The organism is Sulfitobacter marinus (genome assembly GCF_900116285.1).
Lineage (GTDB): Bacteria > Pseudomonadota > Alphaproteobacteria > Rhodobacterales > Rhodobacteraceae > Sulfitobacter > Sulfitobacter marinus.
Genome location: NZ_FPAJ01000001.1, coordinates 131,093 through 152,140, shown reverse-complemented (window position 1 = coordinate 152,140; position 21,048 = coordinate 131,093). Strand labels below are relative to the sequence as shown.

23 protein-coding genes are annotated in these 21,048 nt (G+C 56.9%); 15 read left to right on the top strand and 8 right to left on the bottom strand.

The features are described from left to right. Nucleotides 1-8: 8 nt before the first annotated feature. The 5 genes from BM347_RS00760 to BM347_RS00740 all read right to left on the bottom strand — a co-directional run bounded on the left by BM347_RS00760 (nt 9) and on the right by BM347_RS00740 (nt 4,422). Entirely contained in the window at nt 9-1,016 is a 1,008-nt protein-coding gene (locus tag BM347_RS00760; RefSeq protein WP_245764146.1) for a GGDEF domain-containing protein, read from the bottom strand. Continuing rightward, nucleotides 1,013-1,600 (bottom strand): heme NO-binding domain-containing protein, encoded by a 588-nt coding sequence (locus BM347_RS00755; RefSeq protein ID WP_093914524.1) that lies wholly within the window; start codon nt 1,598-1,600, stop codon nt 1,013-1,015. Before BM347_RS00755 ends, BM347_RS00760 begins: the two co-directional genes overlap by 4 nt. 174 nt (nt 1,601-1,774) lie before the next feature. Next, complete coding sequence (locus tag BM347_RS00750; protein WP_093915348.1) at nt 1,775-3,337, bottom strand: trimethylamine methyltransferase family protein; 1,563 nt, start codon at nt 3,335-3,337, stop codon at nt 1,775-1,777. 96 nt (nt 3,338-3,433) lie between these two features. Beyond that, the gene (locus BM347_RS00745) at nt 3,434-4,144 is read right to left on the bottom strand and encodes an HAD family hydrolase (protein ID WP_175498453.1); all 711 of its coding nucleotides are present in this window, start codon (nt 4,142-4,144) and stop codon (nt 3,434-3,436) included. Next, complete coding sequence (locus BM347_RS00740) at nt 4,141-4,422, bottom strand: DUF3572 domain-containing protein (protein WP_093915347.1); 282 nt, start codon at nt 4,420-4,422, stop codon at nt 4,141-4,143. Before BM347_RS00740 ends, BM347_RS00745 begins: the two co-directional genes overlap by 4 nt. 113 nt (nt 4,423-4,535) lie before the next feature. Here BM347_RS00740 and BM347_RS00735 point away from each other — a divergent pair, with 113 nt between their 5' ends. Both BM347_RS00735 and BM347_RS00730 read left to right on the top strand, forming a co-directional pair. Next, the gene (locus BM347_RS00735) at nt 4,536-5,930 is read left to right on the top strand and encodes a diguanylate cyclase domain-containing protein (protein ID WP_093914522.1); all 1,395 of its coding nucleotides are present in this window, start codon (nt 4,536-4,538) and stop codon (nt 5,928-5,930) included. A gap of 110 nt (nt 5,931-6,040) precedes the next feature. Next, nucleotides 6,041-6,970 carry a DMT family transporter gene (locus BM347_RS00730; protein ID WP_093914521.1) on the top strand — a complete coding sequence of 310 codons (930 nt, stop codon included), beginning with the start codon at nt 6,041-6,043 and terminating at the stop codon, nt 6,968-6,970. On the opposite strand, the gene BM347_RS00725 is transcribed toward BM347_RS00730, so the two are convergent. Further along, nucleotides 6,906-7,595, bottom strand: a complete 690-nt coding sequence (locus BM347_RS00725; protein WP_093914520.1) for a thiamine diphosphokinase — start codon at nt 7,593-7,595, stop codon at nt 6,906-6,908. The genes BM347_RS00730 and BM347_RS00725 overlap by 65 nt on opposite strands. 141 nt (nt 7,596-7,736) lie before the next feature. On the opposite strand from BM347_RS00725, the gene BM347_RS00720 reads away from it, so the two are divergent. Next, complete coding sequence (locus BM347_RS00720) at nt 7,737-9,470, top strand: hypothetical protein (RefSeq protein ID WP_245764145.1); 1,734 nt, start codon at nt 7,737-7,739, stop codon at nt 9,468-9,470. 59 nt (nt 9,471-9,529) lie between these two features. Here the strand turns inward: BM347_RS00720 and BM347_RS00715 are convergent, their stop codons facing one another. Next, a complete protein-coding gene (locus BM347_RS00715) occupies nt 9,530-9,754 on the bottom strand; it encodes a DUF2842 domain-containing protein (RefSeq protein WP_093915346.1) in 225 nt (74 codons plus the stop codon). A gap of 51 nt (nt 9,755-9,805) precedes the next feature. Continuing rightward, nucleotides 9,806-11,098: an adenylosuccinate synthase gene (locus BM347_RS00710; protein WP_093914518.1), complete on the bottom strand. Its 1,293-nt coding sequence runs from the start codon at nt 11,096-11,098 to the stop codon at nt 9,806-9,808. A 194-nt stretch (nt 11,099-11,292) separates the two neighbouring features. On the opposite strand from BM347_RS00710, the gene BM347_RS00705 reads away from it, so the two are divergent. From BM347_RS00705 to BM347_RS00650, 12 genes are all read left to right on the top strand, one after another. Beyond that, nucleotides 11,293-11,688, top strand: coding sequence for a DUF6524 family protein (locus BM347_RS00705; RefSeq protein ID WP_093914517.1), 396 nt, complete (start codon nt 11,293-11,295; stop codon nt 11,686-11,688). Between the two features lie 153 nt (nt 11,689-11,841). Then, the gene (secG, locus tag BM347_RS00700; RefSeq protein WP_093914516.1) at nt 11,842-12,201 is read left to right on the top strand and encodes a preprotein translocase subunit SecG; all 360 of its coding nucleotides are present in this window, start codon (nt 11,842-11,844) and stop codon (nt 12,199-12,201) included. Nucleotides 12,202-12,380: 179 nt separating this feature from the next. Beyond that, entirely contained in the window at nt 12,381-14,030 is a 1,650-nt protein-coding gene (locus BM347_RS00695) for a CTP synthase (protein WP_093914515.1), read from the top strand. A 21-nt stretch (nt 14,031-14,051) separates the two neighbouring features. Next, a complete protein-coding gene (gene rlmJ, locus BM347_RS00690; RefSeq protein ID WP_093914514.1) occupies nt 14,052-14,834 on the top strand; it encodes a 23S rRNA (adenine(2030)-N(6))-methyltransferase RlmJ in 783 nt (260 codons plus the stop codon). Between the two features lie 9 nt (nt 14,835-14,843). Beyond that, nucleotides 14,844-15,137 carry a DUF1330 domain-containing protein gene (locus tag BM347_RS00685; protein WP_093914513.1) on the top strand — a complete coding sequence of 98 codons (294 nt, stop codon included), beginning with the start codon at nt 14,844-14,846 and terminating at the stop codon, nt 15,135-15,137. Between the two features lie 105 nt (nt 15,138-15,242). Beyond that, complete coding sequence (locus tag BM347_RS00680; protein ID WP_093914512.1) at nt 15,243-15,680, top strand: tellurite resistance TerB family protein; 438 nt, start codon at nt 15,243-15,245, stop codon at nt 15,678-15,680. A 37-nt stretch (nt 15,681-15,717) separates the two neighbouring features. Next, nucleotides 15,718-16,158: a tellurite resistance TerB family protein gene (locus tag BM347_RS00675; RefSeq protein ID WP_093915345.1), complete on the top strand. Its 441-nt coding sequence runs from the start codon at nt 15,718-15,720 to the stop codon at nt 16,156-16,158. A gap of 127 nt (nt 16,159-16,285) precedes the next feature. Further along, nucleotides 16,286-17,062 carry an ABC transporter ATP-binding protein gene (locus tag BM347_RS00670; protein ID WP_093914511.1) on the top strand — a complete coding sequence of 259 codons (777 nt, stop codon included), beginning with the start codon at nt 16,286-16,288 and terminating at the stop codon, nt 17,060-17,062. Nucleotides 17,063-17,092: 30 nt separating this feature from the next. After that, the gene (locus BM347_RS00665) at nt 17,093-17,827 is read left to right on the top strand and encodes a transporter substrate-binding domain-containing protein (protein ID WP_093914510.1); all 735 of its coding nucleotides are present in this window, start codon (nt 17,093-17,095) and stop codon (nt 17,825-17,827) included. Between the two features lie 172 nt (nt 17,828-17,999). Then, nucleotides 18,000-18,806 (top strand): ABC transporter permease, encoded by an 807-nt coding sequence (locus BM347_RS00660; RefSeq protein ID WP_093914509.1) that lies wholly within the window; start codon nt 18,000-18,002, stop codon nt 18,804-18,806. Then, nucleotides 18,803-19,609, top strand: coding sequence for an ABC transporter permease (locus BM347_RS00655; RefSeq protein WP_093914508.1), 807 nt, complete (start codon nt 18,803-18,805; stop codon nt 19,607-19,609). Before BM347_RS00660 ends, BM347_RS00655 begins: the two co-directional genes overlap by 4 nt. 98 nt (nt 19,610-19,707) lie before the next feature. After that, on the top strand, nt 19,708-21,042 hold the full coding sequence (locus tag BM347_RS00650) for a glutamine synthetase family protein (protein ID WP_093914507.1): 1,335 nt from the start codon (nt 19,708-19,710) through the stop codon (nt 21,040-21,042). Nucleotides 21,043-21,048: the final 6 nt, after the last annotated feature.

Below are 21,048 nucleotides of genomic sequence, written 5' to 3'. Positions count from 1 at the left end.
AGGCGATCTTAATCTGCCCAGATAGAGGGGGCGACTATATCGGTTTTTTGGAACAATGTCTGGCGGGAACGGCCGGCATTTTTGGATTGGTACAGCGCCATGTCAGCGTCAGCCAAGATATCTTTGGCGTCCAGCATGTGACCTTCTTGTATCCAGACGGTACCGATGCTTGCGGAAATATTGCATGGGTTGCCCTGAAATTTTATCGGATTTTCAAGCCGCTCAATCAGTCGGTCGCCGATGGACAGTAGCATCTGCTCTGACCCGACATTGGGCAAAATGAGCGTGAATTCATCACCGCCCACCCTTGCGACGGTGTCTGCGTTGCGCGTTTCTTCGACCATGATTTGTGCGACAGCCTGCAACACATGATCCCCCGCCGCATGACCAAAGGTGTCATTGACGGCCTTAAAGAAATCCAGATCGATTTGCATCACAGCAAAACTTGCCTGTGTGCTGACAAGGCGCGTCAACACGTGATCCAAGGCGCGCCGGTTTTTCAGGCCAGTCAATGTGTCTGTGAATGCTTGTTCTTCTGCCGCGATTTTCGCCCCCTGCAGGCGCAGGTTCAATTGGCGCGACGCATCCATCGCCGCCGATTTCGCCTCGATCAGATAGAGCATTTCAATGGCAAGGTCAGTTGCGGCAAAATCTGCATTGCTTAGCGCATAGGTCCGCACACCATCAAGGATCGAGATTCCAAAGGACAGGTTGATCACCACCTTGCCGTTATCGATGTCATACGGCACCAGCACCGCCTTCAGATCGCTGTCTGGATCATCGCGCAGTGAGATATGCAGCTTGCTGCCCGCTCTGCGTCTCAGCGCCTCGATGTTGCGGATGCCTTTGGGTCGTTTCACCGCGAAAAGGTCGAAAAAGCTGGACCCGACCAATCTGTCCGGTGGGCAAATTTTTTGCACTGTCGGCCCCGCGTGGCTAATCGTGCCATCCTTTTCAAGCAGTACATGCATTGGGCACAGCACGTCCATCATCGCATTCAATTGTACATTATTCATCCGACGCGGGCCCCAAGGTCAAACTGCCGCCCTTGGGCAAAATCCTTGTCTACCAATGTGATAAACACCTTTTCGACGCCGTCATTGCCTGTCTCGTGATCCAGCAGCACCAATGCGCCATAATCATCCGCAATCACCCGCAGCATGCCAACAAAGACATATCCGAAACCAGACACGGCGCTGCGGCAGAGCAGTTCAAAACAGCCGCTGGCGCGTTCATCCATTTCCAGTTCCGGCAGATCCAGATCAGAGACGGCGAGCCGCGCCCTGTCTGGCAAATCGTCCAAAGACAGCAGGAATTCCTCGAACGTGACGCCGCCAAACCGCAACAGGCGCCGCACCCCTTCCAGTTTGGGCGTGGACACAAGGTAGGTGCCGATGTCTTCCAACAGGTCATGCCTGGGCCGCGACGTAACCAGCGACAACGCATCAATAACGCGTGTCGTCACGTCATCTTCGTAGGTCATCATCGCCTCGAAGTCGGTGAACCCCAAATCCGCGCTGCCGGTCACCTGGCCCCAGACATCATGCCCAAACGTGTCGGTAACATAATTTTGGACACTGCGATTAATAAGCCCGTGCATCTGAACCCTTCCGATTGACCAAAAGGACCATCGGAAAAGACAATTAACATTTGGCAAAAACAGCCCCAACAGCCCCTGCACCCGCCACGGGAAATACGTTGAAATTGTCGATAAATTTCAACGAAACGACCTTAGTTGCGGGCTTTCAACCTCGCGAGGTTAACCATCCGACACTTAAAAGTCAGTCGGTGCTCCGCCTTCGGTTTTGCGCCGCGCAACAAAATCGGCCAGTTCGTCGCGAATGGCAGAGTCCATGGGCGGCGCTTCGAAATTTCCGACGATCTCTTTGAACATCATATGCGCGCGCTCGGGCGTCCAGATTGCGCCTGCGGCCTCCCATCCTTCGTAGTTTTTCCAGTCACTTAGAAACGGTTGATAGAACGCGTCGGTATAGCGATCCTGAGTGTGTTGAATGCCAAAGAAATGGCCCTGATTGCCGACAGATTTAATCGCGTCCAAGGCGATCTCATCCGGGCCTGTCGCACAGATCACCGAATCCATATAGCGCTGTATTTGCTGAAGAACCTCGCAATCCATGATGAACTTCTCGGGCGATGCGATCAGCCCGCCCTCAAGCCAACCCGCGGCGTGATAGACCATATTAGTGCCCGATTGCACGGCGGCCCACAGGCTGTTGGAGGTTTCCCACATCGCTTGCCCGTCGGGCACATTGGCCGCACATACCCCTGATGACCGCATGGGCAGATTATAGTACCGGCACAGTTGCCCCGTCATCTGAGTTGCGCGCATATATTCAGGTGTACCAAAGGCGGGCGCGCCGGTCTTCATATCGACGTTGGATGTGAACGTGCCGATTGCACATGGCGCGCCGGGGTTGATGATCTGCGCCAGAACCACGGCGCAGAGCGCCTCGGCCAGTGATTGCGCCACAGCACCTGCCATTGTGACTGGGGCCATGGCCCCGGCCAGCGTAAAGGGCGTCACGACCAGCCCCTGCCCGCGCCGTGCCAGCCGCATCCAGCCGTCCAGCATCGGAATATCGTGTTTCAGCGGTGAGGTCGAGTTGATGTTGGTGTACATGCGCGGGGTGGCGTTGAATTCATCATGGGTCAACCCGCCCGCAATGCGCACCATCTCCATCACGTCTTCGACGCGTTCCTTGCCCAGACTATAGGCATGCATAACCTTGTCGGTCAGCGTTAACTTGTCATAAAGTACATCCAGATGACGAACGGACGCGTGGATATCGACCGGTTCCACAGGATAGCCGCCCGCAAAGTGGATACAGTTGAAATACTGCGTCAACTTTAGCAAATCCTGACACATGGCGCGGGTGCCGGGGACCTTGGTGCCAATCGACATGTCCCAGTAGTTTGGCGGCGACGATACATTGCCGAACAGCAAATGCTTGCCGCCCATCGTGATCTGGCGATCTGGGTTGCGCGGCGTGAGGGTGAATTGCGACGGTGCTTTGCCGATCCACTCCATCACGAAATCACGCCCCATGCGGACGTTTTCACCGTTCACCGTGCACCCCGCTTTGCGCAATATTGCAAGCGCCTCGTGGTTCAGGAATTCGATCCCGATCTCTTCGAGAATACGCATGGCACCGTCATGGATTGCCTCGACCCCCTCGGGGGTCAGCGGTTCGGTGGGCCGGTCAATGTTGATCGGCGGGTTCCACGGCATCTGATCGATAACAGCAGTGCCGCGCCGGTTCCTGGCACCCGCACGCCCGCCGCCACGTGTTCTGCGTTTTGGATCGGTCTCGGCCATGGCAACCTCCTGAAAGCTGATCTCAGAAGGCATCATCCCCGCAACGGGATCGTTTCCATTACCGACGGTAAATGTCGCTTTTCGCGCCTGAACCGCCTAGCGGCGCTGCGAATTCCAGCTGTTGATCCAGTCTGGCAAATGGCTGATGTTGGGCAAAACGACATCCGCAAAGGGTGCCAAATCATCGGCCGACGCCATCCCGGTCAGCACACCGACACGCAACATACCAGCAGCCTCGGCCGCCAACAGATCATGGGTGCTGTCACCGATCATGGCAACCGCCGCAGGGTCCAGCGCCACATGTCTAGCAAAGCCAAGCAATTGCCCGGGCGCTGGTTTACCGCCAAAGCCACTGTCGAATCCGGCTACAAAATCGAAAAGATGCGTAGCACCTGCACTGTCCAGATGTGCCAAGGCCGGTTCCTCAGCATCATTGGTGGCCACACCCAGATGCAGCCCCTGCGCCTTAAGCCCGGTCAGGAATGGCACCAATGGGGTTACTTCGATCTGGGGGGCGTTTCCGGCCTCTTCGTTGATCAGATCAATCAATGCCTGCTGCGAATACTCAGGTAGGTGTTGTTCGAGCACGGAAACGACATCTTTGGGCGTGCCCGCAATCACGACGCTGTTGGCGGCAAAGCTCTTGGCACTGTAATCAAACCCGATCGCGGCACCGATGGTGCTGGCCCGAGCGGTATCTTCTGCGGTCAACCGGGTCAGGAACGCATGGGCCCAAGCCTCCCATGTTGTCGCGAAATCGAACAGGGTTCCGTCCTTGTCGAAAAGAATGCCTTTGATCACTGTCATGTCCAATTCACCTGTTCGCCACCGGGCAACGCCTGACGCGACTGCATAAGGGTTTCATACTGTGCCCCTATGGTGTCACAGAACGCAATCACCCACGCATCATCCATCATCAGAAAATCCAGAACAGCGCCTAAAAGCGCCGGATCGGAAGCCTGCGCACGCAGGTCATCCGCCCCGACACCACTTGCATCCATGAACACAGGCAAAAGGTCGTCATTGGCCACCAACCACGCCAAAGCCTGCAATCCCAAAGCTTCGGCGGCTTCCTGCTTACCCATGGGTATTTCCTTATTGTTTAACTTTTCTGGCAACTCTTTTTTAACCAATTCGGGCAACAAAGAACGCTATATCCTTGTGATTTTGGTATATTTTTCGTGGGAAAGGAAGGCAAATGCGGGGCAAAATCCTCATCGTTGATCCGATCGCCACAAATAGAATTATGCTGAAAACCAAGCTGGGGCCGGCGTTTTATGACGTGCGACAGGCAACCACTGTTGCAGACGCATTGGTTCAGGCCAATCAAGACCCGCCTGACCTTGTCATTACGGCATTTCAACTGTGCGATGCTGATGCGACGGCGATGCTGGATGGGTTGGCCCAAGGCCAAAACGGTCGCCGTATTCCCGTGCTTGCCATCGGCGAGGATGAAAGCGCCGCCCTGCGCCAGTTGTTTCTGTCGCGCGGTGCACGCGATGTGCTGGTTAAACCGCTTGCGGATTCCCTGCTGCTTAGCCGGGTAAGAAGCCTGATCCGTCTGTATCACTCGAGCGAGGAATGGCATGTGCGCGCCGAAACCAGCCGCGTCTTCGGTCTGGCCGATCCCCCTGCCCGGTTCCAAACGGCAGGGCATGTTCAGTTGGTCGGATCGGATAAGGGGTTAAACCATATCTGGGCCGGCCAACTGCGGCGCGACACACCCCATAAAATTTCCGTCGCAGCGCCAGAGGACGCCATGAACGGGTTATCAGGCGACGGGATACCAGATGCCTTTGTCCTTGTGCTGACACCTGATCCTGCAGCGGTCACCGGCCTGATGCACCTGATCTCTTCGATCCGGTCCAACGCACGCACGCGCCACTGCGGTATCATTGTTGTGCAAACCACGGTGGATTCAGATGTTGCGGCAAACGCCCTGGATATGGGTGCTGATGATCTGATGCCACAAGGCTTTGACACGGACGAGCTGCACCTGCGTCTGACCGCGTTGCTGGAACGCAAGGCGCAGATCGACCGCATTCGTGAAAGCGTTGATCTGGGTCTGCGCGAGGCGATATTTGACCCGCTGACCGGCCTGTATAACCGGCGCTATGGTCTGGCCGAAATAACCCGCCAAACCAGCGAGGCAAATTCGGACGATCTGCCCTTTGCCGTGATGATGGCGGATATGGACCATTTCAAACGCGTTAACGATAGATATGGCCATGCCGTCGGCGATGCCGTGCTGGTTGAAACTGCGCGCCGCCTGCGAGAGCACCTGCGGCCCCGTGATATGGTCGTGCGCATGGGCGGGGAAGAGTTTTTGCTGCTGTTGCCCGCCACTCAGGAGGCCGCGGCCACTGCTGTTGCCAAGAGGTTGTGCCAGACGTTCGAGCATACACCCTTCGTGATTCCGCGTGTCCCAGCCCCCTTTACCGTCACAATCAGCATTGGTTTGTGCATGATCTCCCGCGCCGACCTGGCAGATTTCGATATATCGTCGTCTGCGCTTGAGTGGGCGGATAAAGCGCTTTATGCCGCAAAGAACAAAGGGCGTAATCGCGTGTTGTTAGGTCGCCCTGCGGCGTAACTCTTACTGGGATCACCACTCCCGCGACCATTGTGTGAATTAATACCTTGAACTTCACGTAAAAGTGGAGAGTATACACTTTTAGGTTGATATTTTTGCGGAAAAACACCATGAGCGATAGCGACAAGCCTTTGATCGGAATCATGCTGATGCTGGGCTTTTGCATTGTCGCGCCCATCGGCGATGCGGTGGCAAAGCTGCTGGGGACCTCTGTGCCACTTGCACAGGTCGTATTCGTGCGATTTGCCGTTCAGGTGATCCTGCTTTTGCCCATTGTATATCTGACCAAACGGAAATGGCGCATGTCGGGCATGACGCTTTGGCTGACGTTCCTGCGCACCTTGCTGCATATATTGGGGATCGCCGCCATGTTCACCGCGCTAATCTATCTGCCGCTGGCCGATGCTGTCGCGATTGCGTTCGTGATGCCCTTTTTCATGCTGATCTTGGGAAAATATGTCTTGGGAGAGGAAGTTGGCAGCAGACGGCTAATGGCGTGCATTGTGGGGTTCATTGGGACCTTGTTGGTGGTGCAGCCCAGCTTTGCCAACGTGGGCTGGCCCGCTTTGTTGCCTGTCTTTGTGGCGGCCAATTTTTCCGTGTTTATGTTGGTCACCCGCAAGATCGCGAAACAAACAGATCCGATTGGATTGCAAACCGTCAGCGGTGTCATGGCCGTTATCTTGATGCTGCCGCTGCTCTGGCTTGGGCCAAAGCTGCATATAGATGCGCTTGCACTGATCACACCCAACGTAGCCCAGTGGTCGCTTTTGCTGGCGCTTGGCATACTGGGCAGCATGGCGCATCTGCTGATGACGTGGTCCTTGCGCTACGCGCCTTCGGCCACGGTGGCCCCAATGCAATATCTGGAAATACCTTTTGCCACACTGATCGGCTTTGTGATCTTTAATGACCTGCCCAACCCGATTGCGACCGTGGGCATCGTCATCACCATGACCGCTGGCCTTTATATTATTATGCGCGAGGGGGCCATCCAGCGGCAGCTTCAGACACAAGCGCTTGGGCAACCGGCTGAATAAGTTTGCGTGGTAACACCAGCACCGCATTGGGTGCTGACATCTCAAGCGTGAACTGCCCTTTTGCCCGGTTCGATGTGCCCACTTTGGACAAGGTATCAAACGCAAGCCCCTCGATCGGCCACTCAAGCCCCTGACTGCGCCCTGTCACGGGACCAAGCGGAAAGATCGACACCACATCGCCCGGCTCTGCTGGCAGCTGGATCACCGGCGGCGCGATCAACACAATTTCAGTCTGTGCCATCAGAATGCAGGGCCGATGGGCATGCATCGCCAGAATGTGCAGCGCATGCATTTGATGATCCATGCGCCCCCCCAGAAAGCCAATGCCAATCACCAGCGGCGCGTCGATATGCCTTAGGGCCTTGTCAAAATCAGTGGTTTCCTGTTCACTTATTATAATTTGCCGGTCTTGGGGGATCTGCGAAAGAGTATCTGCTGAAATGGAATCCATATCACCGATCACGGCCCTAAGCGGTATTTCCGCACGACGGGCCAGCTCTGCTCCGCTGTCGGCTGCGACGCATACCGGCGCAAGGCCAAGCGCCTCTTTAAGCTGTATGACGCTGGCATCCCCACCACCCACAAGGGTGACTGGCTCAGAACTGGATACAATATGGCGTTTCAATGTCTTTTTACCTCTTTTCGGAAACCTCGTCACAATGATGACACCAAATGATACCCCGCACGGCACAGATTCGGGCCGCTTTAGTCTTGAACGTCATGGTAAACAGTAAGCTGCAAAACGGCAGAGGACGAGCATCAGATGATGAATAACAGCAAAATTCTGACGGTCTCATACGGCACGTTCTCGTGTACGTTGGAGGGCTTTGACGATTCATTCGGCACCATGAAGGTCATTGCGGAGTATTTCCGCGATCTGGCGGCGGAAGATCGGTACTTTGGTGCTGAGCCCCCACAGCCTGATGCAGAGATGTTGGCCCATATCGCGCAAAAAGAGATTTCGCGCAAAGTTGTCGGCTATCAGCAAGACGGCCAGATTGTGTTAAACGCCCGTGAAGATAGCACGCCGCCCGAGGCACAGACCGCCCCGGCGCAGCAGCCCGCTGCGGCTAATCTGCCAGAGTCTTCCCGTGTAGACGAAACCGACAAGGCCACACAAGCTGCGGAAACGCCTCAGGTTGACCTGTCCGAGGTCGATATCGTTCCCGGCCAGCCCGACGAAGATATTCACGCATTCTTTGATGACAAGACAGCGGATGAAGCCGAGGATAGCCCCCCAAGCGCGCCATCACATGCCGCGCAAAACAGCAGCATCGCCGCCAAATTGCAGCGCATCCGGTCAGTCGTATCGCGCCAAGACGTTGATGCCCCTGACGCAGATTATACCGAAGACGAGCATGCCGAAGAAAACCCGGTCCCTATGGCAGAGACCAACGGATTTGTTGCCGATGCAGTCAAAGACATCGAAAGCGCCCTTGCTGCCGATGACGCATCGCAGACTGCTGACACCTCTATGGAGGCTTCCACTGCGCCGCGTGGCCGTGTGGTCAAGGTAAAGCGCGCCGATCTGACCAATGCCATCGCGCGTGGCACGCTTGAAGAATATGATGACGACAATGGTGCGCCAGTTGCACAACCCAGCGACATCCAGAAACCTGCGCCTGAAACCGTAGTTGATGTCCCTGTCCAGTCTTCCTTGTCTGCGGAAGATGAGGCCGAGCTCGCGCGCGAACTGGCCGAAGTCGAAGCCGATTTCGCACAAGACGATGTGGCAACGGAAACGGCAGAAACGACAGAAGACGATATTGCGCCTCAAACCCAGGCCAGTGCCGAACCGCGCCGCAAGCTGCCGTCCCTGGACGACGCCCAAGGTGCCGATATGAGCCGCCTTTTGGCCGAGACCGACAATCAAATGGACGATCCGGAAGGCACTGTGCGCCGCGACGCCATCGCACATCTGCGTGCGGCCGTTGCCGCCAAGAAAGCGGACATGGCCATGGGAAGCGCCGATGCCGCCCTCGACGATGGGACCGCATACCGCAGCGATTTGGCCGAGGTTGTTAAACCGCGCCGCCCCGCCGCTGCTGAACAGCGTACAGACCGGCCCACAGGGCCGCGCCCGGCCCCCTTGAAGCTGGTCGCAGAGCAGCGGATCGATGTTAACTTTGTCAAACCCGATACAGCCCCCATACGCCCCCGCCGCGTGGCTGCCGTAGCTCCGGCACCGGCACCAGCCACCGCTGCGCCGCTCGAGGGCGGATTTGTTGAATTTGCCTCTGACATGGGTGCCACCACATTGCCCGAGCTTTTGGAAGCAGCGGCTGCCTATCTGTCGTTTGTCGAAGGGGTCGGTCAATTCTCAAGGCCGCAAGTGATGCAAACCGTGCGCTTGGCCGGGACCGATGACTTCAGCCGTGAAGAAGGCCTGCGCGCCTTTGGTCAGCTGCTGCGCGCCGGTAAATTGATCAAACTGGAGGGTGGCCGTTTTAAAGTGTCGGATGACATCGGATATCAACCCGAGGAACGTGCCGCTGGATAACCGCCACGGTAGATACCCAAATTCAAAAACGGCCCCGCATCAGGGGCCGTTTTTCATTTCTAACTGTCGGATTGTTCCGGATCGGCCTGGCCAACCCCCTTGAACACGAACTTGAACGGTATCGCCCAGATGATGCCAAGGACGACATAGACCACCAGCTCGACCCAGAATGGCGGCCGGTCAAACTGGCCGATGATCGCCACCGCCGCGATGATATAGGCGGGCAAACCAACCAATAAGATCACCAGCGACCAGCGCCGCCGTGCCTTGTAACTTAGTGCCATTACCATCTCCTTTTGCGCGAACGACAGAGGCCACAGCCCCTAAAACCCACCTTAGTCGGCGAAAGGGTCCGTGACCAAAATAGTGTCATCGCGTTCGGGCGACGTGGACAGCAATGCAACTGGGCACCCGATCAGCTCTTCAACCCGGCGCACGTATTTGATCGCATTGGCAGGCAATTCCGCCCAGCTGCGCGCGCCTTCGGTCGATTCGGACCATCCGGGCATTTCCTCGTAAACCGGTGTGCACCGCGCCTGCTGATCTGCCGCTGTTGGCAAATACTCAAGCATCGCGCCGTCCAGTTCATAGCCCGTACAAATCTTGAGCGTCTCAAAACCATCCAGCACGTCCAGCTTGGTAAAGGCGATGCCGTTCACCCCGGATGTAGCACATGTCTGGCGCACCAGAACTGCATCAAACCAGCCACAGCGACGTTTGCGCCCGGTGACGGTGCCAAACTCGTGACCCCGTTCGCCCAAACGCTGGCCATCCGCGTCATTCAACTCGGCCGGAAACGGACCTTCGCCAACACGGGTGGTGTAGGCTTTGACGATCCCCAAGACGAAATCAATCGACCCAGGCCCGATACCGGTGCCCGTTGCCGCCTGACCTGCAATCACATTGGAAGAGGTGACAAAAGGATAGGTGCCAAAATCAATGTCCAGCAACGCGCCTTGCGCACCCTCAAACAAAATCCGTTTGCCGGCTTTGCGCTTCTCGTTCAGCACTTTCCAAACCGGTGCTGCATATTCCAATACCGCTGGCGCAATCTCGCGCAAGGCAGCTAGCAGCGCATCACGGTCAATCGGCTCAAGCCCAAGGCCCCGGCGCAACGCATCGTGATGCACCAATGCGCGGTCTACACGCAGCTCCAGCGTGGCATCATCGGCCAGATCAGCCACCCTAACCGACCGGCGGCCAACTTTATCCTCATATGCCGGTCCGATACCGCGACCCGTTGTGCCGATCTTGGCAACACTGGTCTGGTCTTCTCTCGCGCGGTCCAGCTCCCCGTGAATGGGCAGGATCAGCGGCGTATTCTCGGCGATCATCAACGTCTCGGGGGTGATGGCCACGCCCTGCTCGCGCAGAATCGCAATCTCTTTGACCAAATGCCACGGGTCCAAAACAACACCATTGCCAATAACAGACAGCTTACCGCCCCGCACAATGCCCGATGGCAGCAGGCTCAGCTTGAAAACCTTGCCGTCAATAACCAGCGTGTGCCCGGCATTATGCCCGCCCTGAAACCGCGCGATTACATCAGCGCGCTCGCTCAGCCAGTCGACAATTTTGCCTTTTCCCTCATCGCCCCACTGGGCGCCTACGACAACAACATTGGCCATGGTGATATTCCTTTAACGGTGCAAACCCGCGCCGGTATAGCCGCGCGCGCAGCGAACCGAAACTGCAAAATGACATCTTCGCTTCTCTGGCTCACAAATATCCTCGCCAACGGCGAAATCTTTTGGACTGACCATAGACTTTTATGCCTTCGGCGAGGATATTTACAAACCAGAGAAGTAGGGGAATGAACTGAATGGGTTTTATTATAAGATGGCTATGTGCCTTGGTCCTGCTCACGGTCACCTTTAACCCGACACAGTATAATTACATCACTTGGCTGCGCGAGTATGGACAGATGAACATGTCCATCGCCGTGCTGCTCGGGCTGCTCTTGTTTATTGCCTACGTGATTTATCTGCGTGCCACGCTGCGCTCGATCGGCGGATTCGGTATGTTTCTGGTTCTTGCTGTTGTCGGCGCAGGTCTTTGGGTCCTGTTTGATTTTGGCATACTGAGCTTGGATAATAAGGGCCTCAACGTCTGGCTGGGCCTGCTTGCCCTCAGCTTTGTGCTCGGCATCGGCCTCAGCTGGAGCATCGTGCGCCGTGCCTTATCAGGTCAAGCGGATATGGATGACGTCGAAGAATAAATGGCATGGCGGGCGGGGCGTCTTGGCCGCCGGGCCAAGCGCGCCATGGCCATCCAGCGGATGATCAGCGCCGCGCGGGCCAATCCTTACTTGCCCCCATGGGCAAACATGCCTAGATACCTGCAAAGTTAAAACCAAAGCCCGTAGGTACTCATGGAAAACGTTGTCCTGATCGTCCATCTTATTCTGGCCCTCGGCCTGATTGCCGTTGTCTTGCTACAACGGTCCGAAGGCGGCGGCCTTGGTATGGGCGGCGGAGGCGGCGGTGCCGTATCCGGCAGATCCGCTGCAACGGCTATGGGCAAGATCACATGGGTGTTGGCCATATTGTTCATCATCACCTCAATCACGCTCACCATCATCGCGGCAGAAAAATCCGCAGGTTCATCCGTGATTGACCGTCTGGGGGCCACACCGCCCGCGCTGAATGACGCACCAGTGCTGCCAGATACCGACAGCTTGCTGCCACCAACGCCGGCAGACAACACGCCGCAAGTTCCGACAGCGGATTAATCCAGTCACCACAATAACTTGAGGTCAGGCCAAGTTTAGCAACAGGATGTTGCGACTTGGCCTTGCCTTATCCACCACAATTCTGTTAGGCTTTAGTCCCGTGGTGCTGCGGATTTCCGCAGCTCATTTGGCTGGCTTTGGCCACATCAAATTTGAACTTCACGGGGGTCTTCGATCACATGGCACGCTATATTTTCATCACGGGCGGTGTGGTTTCCAGCCTTGGCAAAGGGCTTTCATCGGCCGCCTTGGGCGCTTTGCTGCAAGCACGCGGCTTTTCGGTACGTCTGCGCAAGCTTGATCCATACCTGAACGTTGATCCCGGTACGATGTCACCGTTTGAGCATGGCGAAGTGTTCGTGACCGATGACGGCGCGGAAACCGACCTTGATCTGGGCCATTACGAACGCTTCACCGGTGTTGCCGCGCGCAAGACGGATTCGATCAGTTCAGGCCGCGTCTATTCCACCGTTCTGGAAAAAGAACGTCGTGGCGATTACTTGGGTAAAACCATTCAAGTCATTCCCCACGTCACCAACGAAATCAAAGATTTTTTGCATGTCGGCGATGACGAGGTTGATTTCATGCTCTGCGAGATCGGTGGTACCGTGGGTGACATCGAAGGTCTGCCCTTCTTTGAAGCGATCCGCCAGTTCAGCCATGACAAGCCGCGCGGCCAGTGTATTTTTATGCATCTCACCCTGCTGCCCTATCTGGCCGCCAGCGGAGAGTTGAAAACCAAACCTACCCAACACTCGGTCAAAGAGCTGCAAAGCATCGGGATCGCGCCGGACATTTTGGTATGCCGGTCCGAGCATCCGATCCCCGAGAAAGAACGCGAAAAGATCGCGCTGTTCTGTAACGTGCGCAAAGAGGCCGTTGTTGCAGCCTATGACCTGAAAACCATTTATGACGCGCCGCTTGCCTATCACGCCCAAGGGTTGGATCAGGCCGTGCTGGATGCGTTTCAAATCTCACCCGCGCCCAAGCCTGATTTGACCGTCTGGCGCGATGTATCCGACCGCGTCCACAACCCCGAAGGCGAGGTCAGCGTGGCCATCGTGGGCAAATACACTCAGCTTGAAGATGCCTATAAATCCATCGCCGAGGCGTTGACCCATGGTGGCATGGCCAACCGGGTCAAGGTCAAGGTCGAATGGGTCGATGCCGAGGTGTTCGACAAGGCGGATGACGTTGCGCCGTACCTCGAAGGGTATCACGCGATCCTTGTGCCGGGTGGTTTTGGCGAGCGCGGGACCGAAGGCAAAATCAAAGCCGCGCAATATGCGCGAGAGCACAAAGTACCCTATCTGGGCATCTGTCTGGGCATGCAAATGGCAGTGATCGAGGCTGCGCGGAATGTTGCGGATCTGCCCAATGCGGGCTCAGAGGAATTTGATCACGAATCCACCGGCAAAAAGCGGTTCGAACCGGTTGTTTACCATCTCAAGGAATGGGTGCAGGGCAATCACAAGGTCGAACGCAAAGTCGGCGATGACAAAGGCGGCACCATGCGTTTGGGCGCCTATGACGCGACGCTGAAAGAAGGGTCACATGTGGCCGAGATTTACGGCAAGACATCGATTGATGAACGCCACCGCCACCGCTACGAGGTCGACACCGCGTACCGCAAAAAGCTTGAAGAAGCCGGTCTGGTATTTTCGGGCATGTCGCCGGATGGCAAGCTGCCCGAGATCGTGGAATGGCCCGATCACCCGTGGTTCATCGGCGTGCAGTTCCACCCCGAGCTGAAGTCCAAGCCCTTTGACCCGCACCCCCTGTTCAAGGATTTCGTCCGCGCAGCGAAAGAGATATCGCGGCTCGTCTAACCCTATAAAAGGCGGCCCCTCATGCTGAGCTATCAACATATCTACCACGCGGGCAATCTGGCCGATGTGCACAAACACAGTCTGCTGGCGTGGACCTTGGGCTATATGACCCGCAAGGAAAAGCCGCTGACCTACATGGAAACCCATGCCGGTCGCGCGCTGTATGATTTGTCTGATACTGCCGCGCTAAAGACTGGTGAGGCGGTGCAGGGTATTGGCCGCGCGCGCGGCTGGTTTGGCAAGGATCACCCTTATACGCGCCTGTTGAATGACGTCGCACAGGAACACGGGCCCGATTCGTACCCCGGCTCGCCGCTCATCGCCGCCAAATTGCTGCGCGAGACGGATAATATCCATCTGGCCGATCTGCACCCCGGTGAGTTCAGTGCGCTTGATCTGGCGATGTCGCCCTATAACGTCAAATGCCATCATAGCGACGGGTTCGACATGGCCTTTGCTTTGACGCCGCCCACCCCGCGGCGCGGGCTGATGCTGATTGACCCCAGCTTCGAGATCAAGACCGATTACGTGGATATCCCCCGCCACATTGGCAAGCTGGCCAAGGCGTGGAACGTCGGCGTGATTGCCCTTTGGTATCCGATCCTGACATCCAAGCTGCACCAACCCATGCTTAGCGCGCTGATGGGCGCGCACCCCGATGCCCTGCGTCACGAGGTCGGGTTCGCCCCCGCCCGTCCGGGGCATGGCATGATCGGATCGGGCATGTTCATGATCAATCCGCCCTATGGGCTAAAGGAAGAAGCCGCTAGGCTGACCGGAAAATTCAAAACGCTGCCAAGATAAGGAAATACGATGCCCAAAGGATACTGGATCGCGAATGTCGATGTGCGTGACGCCGCCGTTTACGAAAAATACCGCGCTGCCAATGCGAAACCCTTCGCCGATTTCGGTGCCAAGTTTCTGGTGCGTGGTGCCCCTGCTGATGTGCGCGAAGGCACCTCGCGGCCCCGGATTGTGGTGATCGAATTTGCCAGCCTTGCCGATGCCGTCGCCTGCTATGAAAGCGCTGATTATCAAGCCGCCAAAGACATTCGTTCGGCCGTGTCAGATGGCACGCTGGTGATCATCGAAGGGTACGACGGTTAGGGCTGCGTCCTTTATACATCAGTCATGTGTCATCGCTGTTTCTGTGGGAACAGATCGCCGCAAACAATGTTAAATTACCTCTGCGAAACCATCTAGTGAGTGCCCATGTTCGAACGCCTGTTTCCACGTCGCAAACCTGATCCCAAACCCTTGCCCCAACCGACGCCGCAGTTGGCACTTGGGGCGCTTTTGGTACGAGTGGCCTTTGCAGACCAAAACTATGAGCTTGCCGAGGTAAGCCAGATCGACCGGATCCTTGCGCGGACGTTCAACCTTAAACCGCTTGAGGCCGCAAAACTGCGCGCCACCTGCGAGGCGTTGGAGCGCCACGCCCCCGGCACGCCGGAATTCGCCAGCATCTTGCGCGAAGAAATCCCCTATGCGGACCGCAAGGCGCTTGGCGATGCGATGTGGTCGGTGGCGCTGGCAGACGGCGGCAGGGATGAAAACGAAGAAATTCAACTGCTTGCCATTGAAACCGCCCTTGGCCTGACGGACGAAGACATGGCAGCGGCACGCGAAACCGCGCTCAAGGCATTGTAAGCTTGGCCTTTCTGCATGGCGGGACTATATGACCCCCATGTTTGCAGATTTTCTAAAGCGGCTGACACAGCCTGAACCCGCCCAAATGCCCGATGCCGATGCACGTCTGGCGCTGACCGCCCTTTTGGTGCGCATCGCCAAGTCGGACAATGAATATGCCCCGGCTGAAAAATCCCGCATCGACCAGATCACCGCCAAACGCTATGGCCTTGATTCTGGTGGCGTAAAGGCCCTGCGCGCCGACGCAGAACAGCTTGAAGCCGAAGCCCCAGATACCGTCCGTTTCACCCGCGCCATCAAAGACGCCGTCCCCTATGACGCGCGCCTTGGGGTGATTGAAGCGCTGTGGGAAGTCGTGCTGGCCGACGGCATGCGCTCTGACGAAGAGAACGCACTGCTGCGCTTGGTCACCAACCTGTTGGGCGTGACCGATACCGACAGCGCCATGGCCCGTCAGCGGATCGAAGAGCGCGGCTAATTTCACCGCAGCCTGCTGCAATTACGCCGGGTCAATGCCGTTTATTTAGGCAAAAACCAAGTTCTAGATTGCAAACGCCCCTTAGAATAACCTTTAATCGCTTGAGCCAGCGCAACAAGGATGCCTCGTGACACAACAGCCCCCTGTGATTGAGATCAGAAACCTGCACAAAGCCTATGGCGCTTTGGAGGTGCTGAAAGGCGTGTCGATGGTTGCACCCAAGGGGCATGTGATTTCGCTAATCGGGTCCTCGGGGTCGGGCAAATCGACGTTGCTGCGCTGCTGCAATCTGCTTGAGGACAGCCAGCAAGGCGACCTGATTTTCAACGGGGAACCGGTGACGTGGAAAGGCGACGATCATAACCGCCGCCCTGCCGATCCCAAACAGGTGCTGCGCATTCGCACCAACCTGTCGATGGTGTTTCAGCAGTTCAATCTCTGGGCGCATATGACGATCCTTCAAAACGTGATGGAGGCCCCGCTGACCGTGTTGCGCCGCGATCGTGCCGAGGTGGAAAAATCCGCACGCGCCTATCTGGACAAGGTCGGCATTGGCGACAAATGCGATGTCTATCCTGCCCAGCTGTCTGGCGGCCAACAACAGCGCGCCGCCATCGCCCGCGCCCTGTGCATGGAACCCGAAGCCCTGTTGTTCGACGAACCCACGTCGGCGCTGGACCCCGAGCTGGAACAGGAAGTTATCAAAGTTATCAAAGATTTGGCAACCGAGGGGCGCACGATGCTGATCGTGACCCATGACATGAAACTGGCCGCGGATGTGTCGGACCATGTCGTGTTCCTACACCAAGGGCTGATCGAAGAACAAGGGGCACCGGACCAACTGTTCGGTGCGCCCAAATCGGAACGTCTGCGTGGATTCCTGTCAGCAGGCCACGTGTCGTAATATCAACAAAAAACGTTGGGAGACTACAAAATGAAGAAACTACTTTTGGCGACAGCCGCCATCGCGCTGAGCACCGGTTTCGCACTGGCAGACGGCCATGGCAAAACAATCCGCATGGGGACCGAGGGTGCCTACCCTCCCTATAACTTCCTGAATGACGCTGGCGAAGTTGATGGTTTTGAGCGCGAAGTCGGCGACGAGCTGTGCGCGCGCGCAGAACTGACCTGTGAGTGGGTCACGAATGAATGGGACAGCATCATCCCGAACCTGACATCCGGCAACTATGACACGATCATTGCCGGCATGAGCATCACAGACGAGCGTGAAAAAGTCATCGATTTCACGCAAAACTACTTCCCGCCAGCGGCCTCGGCCTATGTGGCGAAATCTGAAGGTGCAGACATCGCAGGCGGTGTTGTTGCAGCACAGACCAGCACGATCCAAGCAGGCCACGTTGCCGAATCCGGTGCGACTTTGCTGGAATTCGCGACCTATGACGAAACCGTCGCAGCCGTGAACAATGGCGAAGCCGACGCTGTTTTTGCAGACAAGGATGCGCTGGCCCCAACCGTTGAAGAATCCGGCGGCGAGCTGGTGTTTGTTGGTGACGACGTGCCATTGGGCGGCGGTATCGGCCTTGGCCTGCGCGAAAGCGACACCGAGCTGAAAGAGAAATTCAACGCCGCGATCCAGTCCATGAAGGACGATGGCAGCCTGAACAAGCTGATCGTTAAATGGTTCGGCGAAGGCGCGAATACCTTCTGATCGGGAACTTCTGATCTTAGGGGGCGGCGTCACACCCGCCCCTTTTTCCATAGTTCAAGACGCCCATTAAGGGCGCTGCCACCGGGGACATCTCGTTATTTTTGCCTGTACCGATCCTGAAACGCTTTCCGGCCTGTCTTGGCTGACGTGCTACCTGACCACGGGCAAGCATCTGGCGTTCTACGGGGCCTTTGGCACCGTGCTGTTGTTGCTGGCCGTAACGGCACCGGCGGCGATGATCTTTGGCTTTAGCGGGGCGATGGCCGCGCGGTCGCGGGTTTTGCCGCTGTCGTGGCTGGGCCGTGGCTATATCGCCATCGTGCGTGGCGTACCCGATATTGCATTTTTCCTATTCTTTGTGATCGCGCTGGATCAAGGCATCGAATACCTGCGCCACAAGATCAAATGCCCCGATTGGAACGAGCCGATCCGGCAGGGCAGTGATTTTATCGTCTGTCAGGCGGCCAAAATGCCATTGGGCAACTCGCCCCAATGGGTTCATGAGGCCTATGGGTTTTCGCTGGCCGTTCTGACCTTTGCTATCGTTTTCGGGGCCTTTGCGGCCAACGTTCTTTACGGTGCCATGCGCGCCGTCCCTCGTGCCCAGCTTGAAACAGCCGAGGCCTACGGCATGTCGCCCCGCCAGACCTTTTGGCGCGTGTTGGTGCCGCAGATGTGGGTCTATGCCCTGCCCGGTTTGGGCAACCTGTGGATGGTGCTGATCAAGGCCACGCCGCTGTTGTTCCTGCTGGGCGTCGAAGACATCGTCTATTGGGCGCGTGATCTGGGCGGGGCCAAGACGCCGCGCTTTACCGACTATCCCCACCCCGATTGGCGGATGTGGTATTTCCTGGCCCTGTTGGTGTTTTACCTGTGCTTTACGCGCCTGTCTGAAATTGTGCTGGACCGCACCATGCGGCGGCTAACCCACGGGCAGGCCACAGCGGGCGGCGAAGCCCAGCGAAAGGCGCTGACATGACCTGTTTGGAGACAATTCAGGCCTATGGGCTACGCTCGCTTGGGATTGGCGAGCGGCTGTTGCCACGCAGTGATTTCACCCTGTGCGATCAATTCACCCTGATCGGGTCGGGCATGATCTGGAACGTCTATTTCGGATTTTTCGCATTGATCTCGGGCTTTCTATTGGCAACTGCGCTTGCCGTCGCCAAAGCCAGCCCGAACCGGTGGCTGCGCAAACCGGCAGAATGGTTCATCTTCCTGTTTCGCGGCTCGCCGCTGTTTATCCAGTTCTTCTTTGGCTATTTTTTGTTCCTTAGCTTAAAATCTGTGCATCCGTTTTTTGATGCATTTACCTCTGCTTGGCTGGGTGCACTGGTGGTTTTGTTCTTTAACACCTCGGCCTATTCCGCCGAAATCTTCTATGGTGCGCTGCAATCCATCCCTAAGGGAGATACCGAAGCGGCCGACGCCTACGGCCTGTCTGGATGGCATCGGTTCAAGCGTGTGATCTGGCCCACCATGCTGCGTCTGGCGTGGCCCGCCTATACAAACGAGGCTATTTTCCTGTTTCACGCCACAACTTTGGTGTTCTTCACCGGGTTTCCCGCGCTGCAACAACGCGGCGATGCGCTCTATTATGCCAGCTATTTCGCGGACAAAACATTCAACCCCTTTATCCCCTATCCGATACTGGCGATGTATTTCGTCATGCTGACGCTGGTCATCATTGGCGTCTTCGGTCTGATAAATCGCCGCCTGAACAAGCACCTACCGCAAACGCAAATTCGGAAAATTCGCTTGCGTCCTAATCTGATACGGTAGTATCCATCTTTTGATCAAATTATTTGGCGCGTGGGCGCCTACCTCGGGTTTCGCTTATTGAAAACCCCGTTTCATGCCCGCCGCTTACAAGGTGCGTTATGAAAAATTGGCTCCGTAAACATCCTCAGGTTCGCACGATCCGTGTGGCTGCCGCCGACCTGAACGGTCAGGCTCGCGGCAAACGCATCCCCACGCGTTTCGCTGACAAAATCGTCGAGGATGGTACGCGCTTTCCCGTGTCTGTCCTGAACCTGGATATCTGGGGCGAAGACATCGACGACAGCCCGCTGGTGTTTGAATCCGGCGATGCCGATGGGGTGTTGTTCCCCACCGAACGGGGCTTTCTGCCGATGCCATGGCTTGATTCTCCCTCGGCCTTACTGCCCATCTGGATGTTTCGCGAAGATGGCACGCCCTACCCCGGCGACCCGCGTCATGCACTGCGCGCCGTCTTGGAGCGCTTTAAGGAACGTGGCCTGACGCCGGTTTGCGCGGTCGAGCTTGAGTTTTTCCTGATCGACGATTCTGGCCGCAAGCTGCAGGTCCCTGTCTCTCCACGATCGGGTAAACGGCGCAAGGCGGCAGAGACCCTGTCGATCCGGGCGTTGGACCAGTTCGATGAATTCTTTACCGATCTCTATGACGCCTGCGAGGAAATGGACATTCCCGCAGACACCGCCATCTCAGAGGCCGGGCTGGGCCAGTTCGAGATCAACCTGATGCATTGCGATGACGCCTTGCGCGCCGCCGACGATGCGTGGTTCTTCAAGATGCTGGTCAAAGGCCTTGCCCGTCGTCACGGCTTTGCCGCCAGCTTTATGGCGAAACCCTATGAGGATTACCCCGGCTCGGGTCTGCATACACATTTCTCGGTGCTGGATAAGAATGGCAACAACATCTTTGACGATGGTGGCCCGGATGGGACTGCGATCATGCGTCACGCCATTGCGGGCTGTATGAACGCGATGGCCGGATCAGCGCTGGTGTTTGCGCCCCATGCCAACAGCTTTGATCGGATGGTGCCGGGTTCCCACGCGCCGACCGGTATTTCCTGGGCCTATGAAAACCGCACATCGTCGATCCGTGTGCCGTCGGGCAGCCATAAGGCACGGCGGATTGAACACCGTGTGTCCGGGGGCGATGTGAACCCCTATCTGATGCTGGCGGCCGTTTTGGGCGCAGCGATGAACGGCATCGAAGACGCGATTGACCCACCTGCCCCCATCACCGGCAACGCCTATGCCGCCGATCTGCCGCAAATCCCCGGTGACTGGAAAACCGCGATTGATCTCTTTGAAACCTCCCCCGAGGTGGCGCGCATTTTCGCCCCCGAACTGATCCGCAATTTTGTCCTGACAAAGCGCCAAGAGCTGCATTACATGCAAGAGCTTACCCCACAAGAACAGGTCGAGATCTATCTCGACACCGTATAAAGGCAA

Coding starts and splice junctions, on each gene's coding strand:
- BM347_RS00720 (WP_245764145.1), top strand. CDS start 7,737: ATGAATAACAGCAAAATTCTGACGGTCTCATACGGCACGTTCTCGTGT.
- BM347_RS00740 (WP_093915347.1), bottom strand. CDS start 4,422: ATGGGTAAGCAGGAAGCCGCCGAAGCTTTGGGATTGCAGGCTTTGGCG.
- BM347_RS00685 (WP_093914513.1), top strand. CDS start 14,844: ATGCCCAAAGGATACTGGATCGCGAATGTCGATGTGCGTGACGCCGCC.
- BM347_RS00650 (WP_093914507.1), top strand. CDS start 19,708: ATGAAAAATTGGCTCCGTAAACATCCTCAGGTTCGCACGATCCGTGTG.
- rlmJ (WP_093914514.1), top strand. CDS start 14,052: ATGCTGAGCTATCAACATATCTACCACGCGGGCAATCTGGCCGATGTG.
- secG (WP_093914516.1), top strand. CDS start 11,842: ATGGAAAACGTTGTCCTGATCGTCCATCTTATTCTGGCCCTCGGCCTG.
- BM347_RS00705 (WP_093914517.1), top strand. CDS start 11,293: ATGGGTTTTATTATAAGATGGCTATGTGCCTTGGTCCTGCTCACGGTC.
- BM347_RS00745 (WP_175498453.1), bottom strand. CDS start 4,144: ATGACAGTGATCAAAGGCATTCTTTTCGACAAGGACGGAACCCTGTTC.
- BM347_RS00755 (WP_093914524.1), bottom strand. CDS start 1,600: ATGCACGGGCTTATTAATCGCAGTGTCCAAAATTATGTTACCGACACG.
- BM347_RS00675 (WP_093915345.1), top strand. CDS start 15,718: ATGTTTGCAGATTTTCTAAAGCGGCTGACACAGCCTGAACCCGCCCAA.
- BM347_RS00710 (WP_093914518.1), bottom strand. CDS start 11,098: ATGGCCAATGTTGTTGTCGTAGGCGCCCAGTGGGGCGATGAGGGAAAA.
- BM347_RS00750 (WP_093915348.1), bottom strand. CDS start 3,337: ATGGCCGAGACCGATCCAAAACGCAGAACACGTGGCGGCGGGCGTGCG.
- BM347_RS00715 (WP_093915346.1), bottom strand. CDS start 9,754: ATGGCACTAAGTTACAAGGCACGGCGGCGCTGGTCGCTGGTGATCTTA.
- BM347_RS00695 (WP_093914515.1), top strand. CDS start 12,381: ATGGCACGCTATATTTTCATCACGGGCGGTGTGGTTTCCAGCCTTGGC.
- BM347_RS00760 (WP_245764146.1), bottom strand. CDS start 1,016: ATGAATAATGTACAATTGAATGCGATGATGGACGTGCTGTGCCCAATG.
- BM347_RS00680 (WP_093914512.1), top strand. CDS start 15,243: ATGTTCGAACGCCTGTTTCCACGTCGCAAACCTGATCCCAAACCCTTG.
- BM347_RS00655 (WP_093914508.1), top strand. CDS start 18,803: ATGACCTGTTTGGAGACAATTCAGGCCTATGGGCTACGCTCGCTTGGG.
- BM347_RS00730 (WP_093914521.1), top strand. CDS start 6,041: ATGAGCGATAGCGACAAGCCTTTGATCGGAATCATGCTGATGCTGGGC.
- BM347_RS00735 (WP_093914522.1), top strand. CDS start 4,536: ATGCGGGGCAAAATCCTCATCGTTGATCCGATCGCCACAAATAGAATT.
- BM347_RS00665 (WP_093914510.1), top strand. CDS start 17,093: ATGAAGAAACTACTTTTGGCGACAGCCGCCATCGCGCTGAGCACCGGT.